This is a genomic window from Saccharothrix hoggarensis, assembly GCF_042678885.1.
GTDB lineage: Bacteria > Actinomycetota > Actinomycetes > Mycobacteriales > Pseudonocardiaceae > Actinosynnema > Actinosynnema hoggarensis.
Genome location: NZ_JBHTLK010000018.1, coordinates 40871 through 52465, shown reverse-complemented (window position 1 = coordinate 52465; position 11595 = coordinate 40871). Strand labels below are relative to the sequence as shown.

Sequence of the window (11595 nt, the reverse complement as noted above, 5' to 3'; positions counted from 1 at the left end):
CGGGTGGGCGCCGGAAGCCGGAGCAGCGGGCACGGGCGGCGCGACCGGGGGCTGGGCGACCGGTGCCTGGGAAGCCGGGGCCTGCGCCGGTGGCGCCTGGGCCACGGGCAGCTGATCGACCGCGGGAGCCTGAGCGGCGGTGACGGGCTGGTCAGGGGCGGTGGCCGACGGCCGCGGGCGCTCCTCCTCCAGCGGGTCGAGGAGGGGCGTCACGTCGTGCAGCGCGCTCCGCACGGCGTGGAGCTGCTGCGACAGGCGGTTGCGGAGCTGCTTGAGCGCGTCCACCTTCTGGGTCGCCTGCGCGACCCGGCGGTTCGACTCCTCCGTGGCCTCGCGAACGCGGCGGTTCGCCTCGTCGGTGGCCTCCTGCACGCGTGCCGTGGCCTCGCTGATCGAGTCGTGGCGGCGGCGGTTGGCCTCTTCGGTCGCCTCGCGCACCAGGCGCTGGGCCTCCGCGTTCGAGGCGGCCTGCTCCTGGGCGATCTGGGCGCGGACGCGCGCGGCCTCCTCGGCCGCCTCGCGCAGCCGCCGCTCGGCCTCGGCCTTCGACGACGCCTCCTGCTCGGCCAGCGTCTTCATCGACTCGACCCGGCGGGCCGCCATCGCGATCTCGAAGTCCTCCTCGACCGTGCTCCGGCGCTGGAGGGATTCCTCGTCCAGCCGCGCGGCCTCGGCCTTGGCCTCGCCCACGATCCGGTCGGCCTCGGCGCGCGCCCGCTCCAGCACGCCGCGGTGCTCGGCCTCCATCTCGGCGCGCCGCTGGTCCAGCTCGGCGATCAGCTTCTCGTACCGGGCCCGCAGCACGCCCGCGTCGGACTCGGCCTTGGCGCGGATGTGCCCGCCCTCGGCCTCGGCGCGGGCCTTGATCTCGTTGGCCTCGTCCTGCGCGAGCCGCAGCATCCGCTGCAACCGCTCGCTCAGGCCCTCCAGCGTGGTGGGCGGCAACGACAGCCGCTCCACCTGGCCGCGCAGCTCGGCGATCTCCGACCGGGCCGCCTCCAGCTGCCGGGCCAGGTCGTTGGTCTGCGAGACGGCGGCGTCGCGGTCGGCCGCGAGGAGGCGCAGGTCGGAGTCCAACCGCTCTAGGTGGTCCTCGACCTGGGCGCGGTCGTACCCGCGCTTGACGATGTCGAAGCCGGATCCCAGGGGGACGAGGTCACGGTCGTCGGCGAGGCCCATGCCGCTCACGCTACCCGCTCCCGACGTGGGGCCGGCACCTGCCGGCCGCACATCGGGGGTGATTTCGCTTTACACGCCCCGGAATCGGTTGATCTCCGCCAGGTGCTTCGCGCGCATCTCGTGGTCGCGGACGCCCAGGCCCTCGGACGGCGCCAGCGCCAGCACGCCGACCTTGCCCTGGTGCGCGTTGCGGTGCACGTCGTTCGTGGCCTGCCCGGTCTCCTCCAGCGAGTACACCTTGGACAGTGTCGGGTGGATCTTCCCCTTGGCGATCAACCGGTTGGCCTCCCACGCCTCCCGGTAGTTCGCGAAGTGCGAGCCGACGATCCGCTTGAGGTGCATCCACAGGTACCGGTTGTCGTACTGGTGCATGTACCCGCTGGTGGAGGCGCAGGTCACGATCGTCCCACCCTTGCGCGCCACGTAGACCGACGCGCCGAACGTCTCCCGGCCCGGGTGCTCGAACACGATGTCCGGGTCGTCGCCGCCGGTCAGCTCGCGGATCTTCGCGCCGAGCCGCTTCCACTCGCGCGGGTCCTGCTCGTGCTCGTCCTTCCAGAACTTGAAGCCCTCGGCGCTGCGGTCGATGATCAGCTCCGCGCCCATCTTGCGGCAGATCTCGGCCTTCTCCGGCGACGACACGACGCACACCGGGGTCGCGCCGCCGTTGAGCGCGAACTGGGTCGCGTACGAGCCCAGGCCGCCGGACGCGCCCCAGATCAGGACGGTGTCGCCCTGCTTCATGTTCGCGCCGTTGGTCGACACCAGCTGCCGGTACGCGGTCGAGTTCACCAGACCGGGTGATGCCGCTTCCTCCCACGTCAGGTGGTCGGGCATCGGCATCAGCTGGTTGGCCTTGACCAGGGCGATCTCGGCCAGGCCGCCGAAGTTGGTCTCGAAGCCCCAGATGCGCTGCTCGGGGTCGAGCATGGTGTCGCCGTGCCCGTCCGGGTGCTCCAGCTGCACGTCCAGGCAGTGCGCGACGACCCGGTCGCCGGGCTTCCACGCGTTCACGCCGGGGCCGGTGCGCAGCACCACGCCCGCCAGGTCGGAGCCGACCACGTGGTACGGCTGGTCGTGGCGGCCGCCGTACTTCTTGAGGAACGCGAACGTGGACAGCGGCTCGAAGATCGAGGTCCACACGGTGTTGTAGTTGATGGCGCTGGCCATCACGGCCACCAGCGCCTCACCGGGGGCCAGCTCGGGCGTCGGGATCTCGTCGACGTGCAGCGACTTGCGGGGGTCCTTGTCCTTGGTCTCCAGACCCTCGAACATCTTGACCTCGTCGGCGTGCACGGTCACGCCCCGGTAGCTCTCGGGTACGTCCAGCGAACCGATCGCGTCCAATTCGTCGGCGAGGATCGCGTCGAGGATCTTCTGCACGGCGTTCCCTCCCAATAGGGGGCTCGGGATGGTTTTCGGTGGCGTTGTAGAAGGCCACGCAGGTTGCCGGAGGTTACCCACGGGTAACCGATTCAGAACGGGCGCTGTGAGCCACTGCACTGGGTTTTCGCCCGATCGGTCGTTCTTGACCGGGCGGCCAACCAAGCGCACCATCGACGCTGTCCGATGGAGGAGGACGGAGGTACAGCTCATGGCTAAGGCGTGGACCAGGTGGCAGGACTGGGCCGAGGTCGTCATCGGCGTGCTCGTGCTGCTCTCGCCCCTGGTGGTGGAGACGACCAACGCGGCCATGTGGACGATGATCGTGCTCGGCGCACTGATCGCCGTCGACGGCCTCGTGTCGCTCGCCAGGCCCGGGATGGTCTACGGCGAGTGGTTCCAGATGGTCCTCGGCGCGCTGCTGTTCATCTCCCCGTGGGTGATGGGCTACAGCGACCTGATGGCGGCGTCGTGGGTGTCGTGGATCGGCGGCCTGCTCACCATCGCCGCAGGCGCGATGGCGATCCCGCTGGCGAACGCCGCGCACAGCGGCCGAATCGCCGGCACCGCCTGACCACCACCAAACCCGGCGGCGCTCACACCGCACCACCATGCGGTAACAGGCACCGCCACCCACCGCCCAGTAACCGGCACCACCGCACACCGGCTCCGTGACAACCGGAGCCACCACACTGAACCACAGCGGCGAGCCCGCGTCGGTCATCCGCCGTCGCTTCCGGGACGATCACGCTTTTCGATCGTCCCGGAACCGCCGGCGGATGACCGACTTCCAGGCGGGCGAGCCCCGCCTCGGCGGAGCCGAGGCAATCCAACACAGAAGGGCGCACAGCGTTGGCAGAGGACTCGTCGGCCAGGGAACGGATCCTGCAAGCGGCCGAGGAGTTGTTCGCCGAGTCGGGCTTCGACGCGACGCCGACGTCGCGCATCGCCGAACGGGCGGCCGTGCCCAAGGGGCTCGTGCACTACTACTTCCGCCGCAAGTCCGACCTGCTGGCCGCGCTGGTGCAGCGGCTCCCGGACGGGAACGTGGACGCCCGGCGGGTGGTCGTGGTCGGCGACATCGCGGAGAGCCTGCGCCGGCTCGTGGCCGCGCTGGACGCGCGCCTGAACGCGTCGCCGCTGCTCAGCCACCTGCTGTGGCGTGAGGCGGACACGCACAAGGCGGTCCGGGACGCGCTGCACGAGCGCTACCAGTCGGTGGTGCGGCAGATCCGCAACGTGATCATCGCCGCCGGCGGCGCGGCGGTGGCCACGAAGGACGTCGACAGCGCCTCCGCGCTGCTCGCGCTCGCCGTCAGCTACCGGCACTCGGTGGCCCGGCACGCGCCGGACGCCGACGACCGGATGGACCTGGAGCTGACCTTCGTGGCCGCCGCGCTCGAACGGCCCCGGTGAACGGGTGAGCAGGGGAACGGGTGGGCAGGTGAACGGGTGGGCAGGTGAACGGGGTCAGTGGCGCGTCGCGGCCGGTTCCACCAGCTCGACCAGCACGCCGCCCGCGTCCTTGGGGTGCACGAAGTTGACGCGGCTGTTGGACGTGCCGCGCCGCGCCTGCTCGTACAGCAGCCGCAAGCCCTTGGCGCGCAGCGCGTCGGCGGCGGCGTCCACATCGGACACCCGGTAGGCGAGCTGCTGGAGGCCCGGGCCGGACCGGCCGATGAACTTCGCGATGGTCGACTCCGGCGTCAACGGCGCGAGCAGCTGCACGGCGGTGCCCGTCCCGTCGTCGCCCGGCGCGCGCAGCATCGCCTCGCGCACGCCCTGCTCCTCGTTGACCTCCTCGTGGGCGATCTCCAGGCCGAAGTGCTCGCGGTGGAACGCGATCGCGGCGTCGAGGTCGGGCACGGCGATCCCGACGTGGTCGATGGCGGTGACGAGCCCGCGGAGTTCTTCCTGCATGTCCGCCAACCCTAGTGACCGAATCGGTGCAGGTCCCGCTGTGCGACGCCTCACACGGCTACTCCGCGGTAACCGTGGGTATCGTGGCGAGTTAACAACCGCTTACACCCGCTGTGGAGGCTGCTGTGTCCGGTTCCGTCATCGTCGCCGGGGCCCGAACCCCGATGGGGCGACTGCTCGGATCGTTGAAGGACTTCTCCGGCGCCCAGCTCGGCGGCGTCGCGATCAAGGCGGCCCTGGAGCGGGCCGGTGTCGCGCCCGAGCAGGTGCAGTACGTGATCATGGGCCAGGTGCTCACGGCGGGCGCGGGCCAGATCCCGGCGCGCCAGGCCGCGGTGAACGCGGGCATCCCGATGACCGTGCCCGCGCTCACGATCAACAAGGTGTGCCTCTCCGGCATCGACGCGATCGCGCTGGCCGACCAGCTCATCCGCGCGGGTGAGTTCGACATCGTGGTGGCGGGTGGCCAGGAGTCGATGACCCAGGCGCCGCACCTGCTGCAGAAGTCGCGCGGCGGCTTCAAGTTCGGCGACGTGACGATGCTCGACCACATGTCCCACGACGGCCTGTTCTGCGCGTTCGACCAGGTCGCGATGGGCATGTCCACGGAGAAGTTCAACGCGCGCCACGGCCTGACCCGCGAGGAGCAGGACGCGTTCTCCGCCCGGTCGCACCAGCTCGCCGCCAAGGCCGCCGGGAACGGCGTGTTCGCCGAGGAGATCGCGCCGGTCGCCATCCCGCAGCGCAAGGGCGACCCGATCCTGTTCGACGAGGACGAGGGCGTGCGCGGCGACACCACCCCGGAGACGCTGGCCAAGCTGCGCCCGGCGTTCGCGCCGGACGGCACGATCACCGCGGGCTCGGCGTCGCAGATCTCCGACGGCGCGGCGGCCGTGGTCGTGATGAGCAAGGCCAAGGCCGAGGAGCTGGGCCTGACCTGGCTGGCCGAGATCGGCGCGCACGGCGTGGTCGCGGGCCCCGACGCGAGCCTGCACCAGCAGCCGTCGAACGCGATCAAGGCGGCGTGCGCCAAGGAGGGCATCGACCCGTCCGACCTCGACCTGGTCGAGATCAACGAGGCGTTCGCCGCGGTCGGCATCGTCTCGATGCGGGAGCTGGGCCTCTCGGAGGACAAGGTCAACGTCAACGGTGGCGCGATCGCGCTCGGGCACCCGATCGGCATGTCGGGCGCCCGCATCGCGCTGCACCTCACGCTGGAGCTGAAGCGCCGCGGTGGCGGCGTGGGGGCGGCCGCCTTGTGCGGTGGCGGTGGTCAGGGCGACGCCCTGATCGTCCGCGTCCCCAAGGTCTAGCGGTGTGGGCCGCACCGTCGACGTAGCAGAACTGGTCGGCCGCGCGCGTGAAGGCCAACCGCGCGCGGTCGCCAGGCTGATCTCCCTGGTGGAGGACGCCAGCCCCCACCTGCGGGAGGTGGCGGGCGCGCTCGCGCCGTTCTGCGGGAACGCCCAGGTCATCGGCCTGACGGGCGCGCCGGGCGTGGGCAAGTCGACGTCCACGTCGGCGCTCGTCGCGGCCTACCGCGCCCGCGGCAAGCGGGTCGGCGTGCTGGCCGTGGACCCGTCGTCGCCGTTCTCCGGCGGCGCGCTGCTCGGCGACCGGGTGCGGATGGGCGAGCACGCCACCGACCCCGGCGTGTTCATCCGGTCCATGGCCACCCGAGGCCACCTCGGCGGGCTGTCCTGGGCCACGCCGCAGGCGTTGCGCGTCCTCGACGCGGCGGGCTGCGACGTCGTGCTGGTGGAGACGGTCGGCGTGGGCCAGTCCGAGGTCGAGGTGGTGTCGCTGGCCGACACCACGGTGGTCCTCCTCGCGCCCGGCATGGGCGACGGCATCCAGGCCGCGAAGGCGGGCATCCTGGAGATCGCCGACGTGTTCGTGGTCAACAAGGCCGACCGCGACGGCGCCGACCAGACCGCGCGCGACCTGAAGCACATGATCTCGCTGGGTCGCCGGGACCGCGAGGGCGGTCTGTGGCGGCCTCCGGTGGTGAAGACCGTCGCGTCGCGCGCCGAAGGGCTCGGCGACGTCGTGGACGCCATCGACGCGCACCACGCCTGGCTGGTCGACCGCGGTGAGCTGGAACGACGCCGCGCGACCAGGGCCGCGGGCGAGGTCGAGGCCATCGCGCTGGAGCGGCTGCGTTCCCGGATCGGCGGCTTGCGCGGCGCGGCCGCGCTCGAAACCCTCGCCAAACGGGTCGTGGCGGGCGAGTTGGACCCCTACGCTGCGGCTGATCGACTGGTCGAGGGGGTAGGGGCATGACGACGCCGGTGGTGATCGACATAGGCAAGAGGGACGTCCGTCGCGTGCTGGTCGGGGGTGCCGTGGCCGGTGCCCTCGGCGTGGCGGCACTGGTCGGCGCGGTGACCGCGTACGCGGACGGCGAGGGCGTCGGCGGGACGATCGGGCTGGTGATCGGGGTGGCGTTCACCGGCATCACGGTCGGCGCGATCGTCAACTGGAAGCGGATCTCCCGGCCGCGCATGCTCGTGCTGGAGCCGTCCGGCGTGCGGTGGGACGACCCGGCGGGCGCGCCGTGGGCCGTGGCGTGGCCGGAGCTGGGCGCGGTGCGCCTCTCGCGGACGCGGGAACGGGTGTTCCACCCGGCGGACTCGGCCGTGCGCAAGACCATGGTCCGGCTCGACCTGCTGCCCGCCGATGCGCCCGCGTTCCGGGCGCGGCACGCCGACATGGCGCACCTGGCCCGCCAGGATGGCGTCTACCGGATGCCGCTGGGCGACGCGGCCGGTCTGATCCGGGTGATCGAGGGCGCGGTGCTCGGGTTCGCGCCGCACCTGTACCGCGGCGTGCAGGACGAGGGCGTCACGGTGGGGCTGTCGTGAACGCGATCGAGATCCCCTTCGGCAACCGGGCCGAGCGGCGCGCGGGGCTCGCCGTCCAGCTCGGGTTCCTCGCCTTCGGCATCGTGATGATGTTCCTGTCGTACGCCGACGGCCACCTCGCGGCCATGTTCGTCGGCCCGCTGGTCGCGCTCGGCGGCCTCATCGGCGGCGGCGTCTGGCGGCGCAAGGCCCGGCTGCGCCGGCTCGTCGTGGAGCACCAGGGGTTGCGCTGGGAGGAGAAGGGCGCGACGTGGGCCGTGCCCTGGTACGAGCTGGCCGGGGTGGCGCTGGCGCGGTCCGCCGAGCCCAAGCCGTCGCTGTGGCTCCAGCTGACGCCGAGGGACCCGGAGGCCTTCGCCGCCACGTACCGGAGCGTGCCGAAGACCGTGCACGGGAACTGGATCCGGCTGGCCGACGAGATCGGCGGCGAGACGCTGGACCTGGCGCTGCGGCGGTTCGCACCGCAGCTCTACCGCGGGTTGGTGCCGCACTTCGCGGGTTAGCGGGCGGTTCAGGACGCGGTGGCCAGGCGCGCCTCGTGCTGGGCCACCGCCTTGCGCCACAGCGGCTCGCGGTCCTCGTCGGCGACCACCAGGCCGAACACGTCGGCCAGGGCGGCGAACCAGTCGGCCCGGTCGTCCAGCACGGTCTTCGTGGTCGTCTCCCCGATCCGGGACAGGGTCAGCGCGCGCAGCACGTCCCAGCCCTCGGCGTCCGTCCGCTCCACGCAGAACGTGCGCACGAACCCCGACTCGGGTGACGTGGACAGGTGGACGTGCCGCTCGGCGAAGTGGTCGACGGTGACGGTGTCGGCCGCGAAGTCCATCGCGTGGAAGCTGCCCCGCGCGTCGTGCTCGAACCGCCACCCGCCCGGAGCGACCTCCGACGGGCGCAGCACGAACGTGAACGGGCCCTGCCGGTGGCTGCCCTCCACCAGCGGCAACGGCGCGTGCGGGCCGTCGCCCAGCCCGACGTCCACCAGCCAGGCGTCAGCGGAGTCCGGCAGGTCGCGCACGGTGAGCGCGAGGTGGTTCAGGTGGATGCCCGGCGCGTCGGCGGGCGTCATCTGCGCGCCGCCGGGGTGCCTGGTCACGTGGTAGCCGAGCGCGCCCAGCAGCTCGGCGAACACGGCGTTGAGGTGGAAGCAGTACCCGCCCCGGCCGGCCAGCACGCGGGCCGCCGAGTCGAGCGGGTCCAGCGACGTCACCCGGCCGAGCTGGATCTCCACCGTCTCGTACGGCACCCGTTCCACGAACGCCCGGTGCAACCGGGCCAGCGCCGCCGCGCTGGGCGGCTCGGCGTCGGCCACGCCGAGGCGGCGCAGGAGCGCGGGCACGTCGAGCTGGGCCATCGTCGATCCCCCATCCGGAACACCCCGGCCGTGGACTCCCCGTCCGGGTGGGACGCGGAAGCCGGGACTTCCGACTCTAGGCAAGGACGATCACAGCGCCGAACGTTTTACCCGAGCCGTCGGGGGAACGAAGGGGCGCGATGTACGACTCCGCAGGGCTGCAGGTGCTCTCCCGCGAGGAGTGCCTGGAGCTGCTCGGCACCGCCGCCGTCGGTCGCCTCGTCTACACCGACCAGGCGTTGCCGGTGGTGCACCCCGTCGTGTTCCTGCTCGACGGCGAGTGCGTCGTGCTCCGCGTGCCGGACGGCAGCGCCACGCTCGTCGCCCGCGACACGATCGTCGCGTTCCAGATCGACGACGTCGCCCCCGACCTGTCCTGCGGCTGGTCGGTGATGGCGGTCGGGCACGTCACCGAGGCGGAGGAGCCCGCGCGGCTGGCCCGGCTGCGGGAGCTGCCGCTGGCCTCGCGCGGCCACGGCCGTGGCGACCACTACCTCGTGGTCGACCTGGAGGTCCTCACGGGCCGTCGCATCCCCTAGGCGGAGGCGTTAACCTCGGAACCTCCGAGCCGGAGGGTGGTCGCGCGTGCCTGCATCCCCGGACGCGAACGCCGCGGTGCGGCTGGACGGGCTCCTGCGCCAGCTCACCGACCGCACCGCCGAGGTCGTGGTCTCGCAGGAACGGCTGCACCGGCTGCTGGCCGCGGTGGTGTCGCTGGCCAGCGACCTGTCGCTGCCCGACGTCCTGCGCCGGATCGTCGAGTCCTCGTGCGACCTCGTCGGCGCCCGGTACGGCGCGCTGGCCGTCGTCGGGCCGGACCGGCAGCTGCTGGAGTTCACCCACGGCGACGGCCACCACCACACCGACTTCGACGGGCCGGGCGCGCCCGCGTTCGACCCGGCCGCGCCCGGCTTCCTCGGCGTGCCCGTGCGCGTGCGCGGGGAGGTGTTCGGCAACCTCTACCTGAGCGACAAGGAGGACGGCGCCGACTTCACCCGCGCCGACCGCGAGGTCGTGGTGGCGGTCGCCGCGGCGGCGGGCATCGCGATCGAGAACGCGCGCCTCTACGAGCGGTCGCGGCAGCGCGAGGTGTGGCTGCGCGCGTCCAACGAGGTGACGAACGCGCTGCTCACCGGCACCCCCGACCGGGACGCGCTGCGCCTGGTCGCGGTGCGCGCCCGGCTGGCCGCGAACGGCGTCGACGCGTTGCTGGCGCTGCCCGACGGGCAGGGCGACCTGGCCGTGCGGGTCCGCGACGGCGAGCACCCCGCGATCGGCGTCGAGGTGGGTGGCGGCGCGGCGCGGGAGGTGTTCGACACCGGCACGGCCAAGGTGCTCGACGGGCTGCCCGGCGACGGCGACCGGGTCGGCCCGGTGGTGGCCGTGCCGCTCGCCGCGGGCGACCGGGTGCTGGGCGTGCTGATGGTGGCGCGGGCCCGTGACCAGCGGGCGTTCGACGTGTCGGACGTGGCCCTGGTCGAGTCGTTCGCCCGGCAGGCCGCGCTGATCCTGGAGTTCACCCGGGCCACCGGCGCGGGACGGCGGCTGGCCGTGCTGGAGGACCGCGACCGGATCGCCCGCGACCTGCACGACCTCGTCATCCAGCGGTTGTTCGGGCTCGGTCTGGGATTGCAGAGCCTGAACGGGCTGGTGGAGCAGCCGGTGGTGGCGCAGCGGCTGGCGGAGTTCGTCACCGAGGTCGACCAGACGATCCGGGAGATCCGGCGCACCATCTTCTCGTTGCAGGAGCCCGCGGCGGGCACGGCCGACCTGCGGGCGCGGCTGCTGAAGGTCGTGCAGGAGTCGACCAGGCTGCTCGGCTTCGAGCCGGCGCTCGCCCTGGACGGCCCGCTCGACTCCGTCGTGCCCGACCACGTCCGGCCGGACCTGCTGGCCACGCTGCGCGAGGCGCTGGCCAACACCGCCCGGCACGCGTCGGCGCGGAAGGTCGACGTGGCGGTCGAGGTGGACCGCGCGGCGACGGTGCTGCGGCTGGTCGTGCGCGACGACGGGGACGGGTTGCCGCCCCGCCGCGGCCGGGGTGCGGGCGGGTTGGCGAACATGGCGGCGCGGGCCGCCCGGTGGAACGGTTCGTGCGAGGTCGAGTCGGTCGAGGGCGAGGGCGAGGGCGGGGGCGGGGGCGTGACGGTGACGTGGTCCGTGCCGCTGGTGCCGGGACAGGGAGGGACATGACCATCTCGGTGCTGCTCGTGGACGACCACGAGATCGTGCGGCGGGGCCTGCACCAGCTGCTGGCCGTGGAAGCCGACATCGAGGTCGTCGGCGAGGCGGCGAGCGCGGCGGAGGCCGTGTCCGCGGCGGGCGCGCACCGGCCCGACGTGGCGGTGATCGACGTGCGGCTGCCGGACGGGGACGGGGTCACGGTGTGCCGGGAGATTCGTTCGACGGTCCAGCCGCCGCCCGCGTGCCTGATGCTGACGTCGTACTCCGACGACGAGGCGCTGTTCGGCGCGATCATGGCGGGCGCGGCCGGGTACATGCTCAAGCAGGTGTCCGGCAACGACCTGGTGGCCGCGATCCGCACGCTGGCCGCGGGCGGGTCGCTGCTGCACGCCGACGTGACCGCGACCGTGCTGCAACGGCTGCGCGGCGGGCCGGTCGAGGACCCGCGCTACGCGGCGCTGAGCCCGCAGGAGCGGCGCATCCTCGACCTGATCGCCGAGGGCCTGACCAACCGGCAGATCGCGACGCGGCTGTTCCTGGCGGAGAAGACGGTCAAGAACTACGTCTCCTCGCTGCTGCACAAGCTCGGGTTCGACCGGCGCACGGAGGCCGGCGTCTACGCCGCCCGCAGGCGGCAGGCCGGCGGCGGGGCCTGGTAGGCCGGCCGGTGTGACAGGGCTCGGCGCGGCGGGGCGTGGTTCGGCGGGTACCGCG

At 72.9% G+C, this 11595-nt stretch carries 13 protein-coding genes; 9 read left to right on the top strand and 4 right to left on the bottom strand.

Annotated elements, in window-relative coordinates:
* Together ACFQ3T_RS06425 and ccrA are read right to left on the bottom strand one after the other, a co-directional pair.
* On the bottom strand, window positions 1-1179 hold a 1179-nt coding region (locus tag ACFQ3T_RS06425; protein ID WP_380721031.1), incomplete at its 3' end, for a chromosome segregation protein.
* 69 nt (window positions 1180-1248) lie between these two features.
* Complete coding sequence (gene ccrA, locus ACFQ3T_RS06420) at window positions 1249-2562, bottom strand: crotonyl-CoA carboxylase/reductase (RefSeq protein ID WP_380721026.1); 1314 nt, start codon at window positions 2560-2562, stop codon at window positions 1249-1251.
* Between the two features lie 211 nt (window positions 2563-2773).
* On the opposite strand from ccrA, the gene ACFQ3T_RS06415 reads away from it, so the two are divergent.
* Both ACFQ3T_RS06415 and ACFQ3T_RS06410 read left to right on the top strand, forming a co-directional pair.
* On the top strand, window positions 2774-3136 hold the full coding sequence (locus ACFQ3T_RS06415) for an SPW repeat protein (RefSeq protein ID WP_380721024.1): 363 nt from the start codon (window positions 2774-2776) through the stop codon (window positions 3134-3136).
* A 278-nt stretch (window positions 3137-3414) separates the two neighbouring features.
* Window positions 3415-3978 carry a TetR/AcrR family transcriptional regulator gene (locus ACFQ3T_RS06410; RefSeq protein ID WP_380721022.1) on the top strand — a complete coding sequence of 188 codons (564 nt, stop codon included), beginning with the start codon at window positions 3415-3417 and terminating at the stop codon, window positions 3976-3978.
* A gap of 54 nt (window positions 3979-4032) precedes the next feature.
* Here the strand turns inward: ACFQ3T_RS06410 and mce are convergent, their stop codons facing one another.
* Window positions 4033-4482 carry a methylmalonyl-CoA epimerase gene (mce, locus tag ACFQ3T_RS06405; RefSeq protein ID WP_380721020.1) on the bottom strand — a complete coding sequence of 150 codons (450 nt, stop codon included), beginning with the start codon at window positions 4480-4482 and terminating at the stop codon, window positions 4033-4035.
* Between the two features lie 125 nt (window positions 4483-4607).
* Here mce and ACFQ3T_RS06400 point away from each other — a divergent pair, with 125 nt between their 5' ends.
* The 4 genes from ACFQ3T_RS06400 to ACFQ3T_RS06385 are packed head-to-tail and all read left to right on the top strand — an operon-like array spanning window position 4608 to window position 7849.
* Entirely contained in the window at window positions 4608-5795 is a 1188-nt protein-coding gene (locus ACFQ3T_RS06400; RefSeq protein ID WP_380721017.1) for an acetyl-CoA C-acetyltransferase, read from the top strand.
* Window positions 5796-5799: 4 nt separating this feature from the next.
* Window positions 5800-6765 carry a methylmalonyl Co-A mutase-associated GTPase MeaB gene (meaB, locus tag ACFQ3T_RS06395; RefSeq protein ID WP_380721014.1) on the top strand — a complete coding sequence of 322 codons (966 nt, stop codon included), beginning with the start codon at window positions 5800-5802 and terminating at the stop codon, window positions 6763-6765.
* Window positions 6762-7346 (top strand): hypothetical protein, encoded by a 585-nt coding sequence (locus ACFQ3T_RS06390; protein WP_380721011.1) that lies wholly within the window; start codon window positions 6762-6764, stop codon window positions 7344-7346. The genes meaB and ACFQ3T_RS06390 overlap by 4 nt, the downstream gene beginning before the upstream one ends.
* Window positions 7343-7849 carry a hypothetical protein gene (locus ACFQ3T_RS06385; RefSeq protein WP_380721009.1) on the top strand — a complete coding sequence of 169 codons (507 nt, stop codon included), beginning with the start codon at window positions 7343-7345 and terminating at the stop codon, window positions 7847-7849. Before ACFQ3T_RS06390 ends, ACFQ3T_RS06385 begins: the two co-directional genes overlap by 4 nt.
* A gap of 8 nt (window positions 7850-7857) precedes the next feature.
* Here the strand turns inward: ACFQ3T_RS06385 and ACFQ3T_RS06380 are convergent, their stop codons facing one another.
* A complete protein-coding gene (locus ACFQ3T_RS06380) occupies window positions 7858-8697 on the bottom strand; it encodes an arylamine N-acetyltransferase family protein (RefSeq protein WP_380721006.1) in 840 nt (279 codons plus the stop codon).
* A gap of 140 nt (window positions 8698-8837) precedes the next feature.
* Between ACFQ3T_RS06380 and ACFQ3T_RS06375 the strand changes: the two genes are divergently transcribed.
* The 3 genes from ACFQ3T_RS06375 to ACFQ3T_RS06365 are packed head-to-tail and all read left to right on the top strand — an operon-like array spanning window position 8838 to window position 11540.
* Complete coding sequence (locus ACFQ3T_RS06375) at window positions 8838-9236, top strand: pyridoxamine 5'-phosphate oxidase family protein (RefSeq protein ID WP_380721003.1); 399 nt, start codon at window positions 8838-8840, stop codon at window positions 9234-9236.
* Between the two features lie 46 nt (window positions 9237-9282).
* Window positions 9283-10890 (top strand): GAF domain-containing protein, encoded by a 1608-nt coding sequence (locus ACFQ3T_RS06370; RefSeq protein ID WP_380721000.1) that lies wholly within the window; start codon window positions 9283-9285, stop codon window positions 10888-10890.
* Window positions 10887-11540, top strand: a complete 654-nt coding sequence (locus ACFQ3T_RS06365) for a response regulator (protein WP_380720997.1) — start codon at window positions 10887-10889, stop codon at window positions 11538-11540. Before ACFQ3T_RS06370 ends, ACFQ3T_RS06365 begins: the two co-directional genes overlap by 4 nt.
* Window positions 11541-11595 lie beyond the last annotated feature (55 nt).

Coding starts and splice junctions, on each gene's coding strand:
- ACFQ3T_RS06415 (WP_380721024.1), top strand. CDS start 2,774: ATGGCTAAGGCGTGGACCAGGTGGCAGGACTGGGCCGAGGTCGTCATC.
- ACFQ3T_RS06380 (WP_380721006.1), bottom strand. CDS start 8,697: ATGGCCCAGCTCGACGTGCCCGCGCTCCTGCGCCGCCTCGGCGTGGCC.
- ACFQ3T_RS06365 (WP_380720997.1), top strand. CDS start 10,887: ATGACCATCTCGGTGCTGCTCGTGGACGACCACGAGATCGTGCGGCGG.
- ACFQ3T_RS06375 (WP_380721003.1), top strand. CDS start 8,838: ATGTACGACTCCGCAGGGCTGCAGGTGCTCTCCCGCGAGGAGTGCCTG.
- ACFQ3T_RS06390 (WP_380721011.1), top strand. CDS start 6,762: ATGACGACGCCGGTGGTGATCGACATAGGCAAGAGGGACGTCCGTCGC.
- mce (WP_380721020.1), bottom strand. CDS start 4,482: ATGCAGGAAGAACTCCGCGGGCTCGTCACCGCCATCGACCACGTCGGG.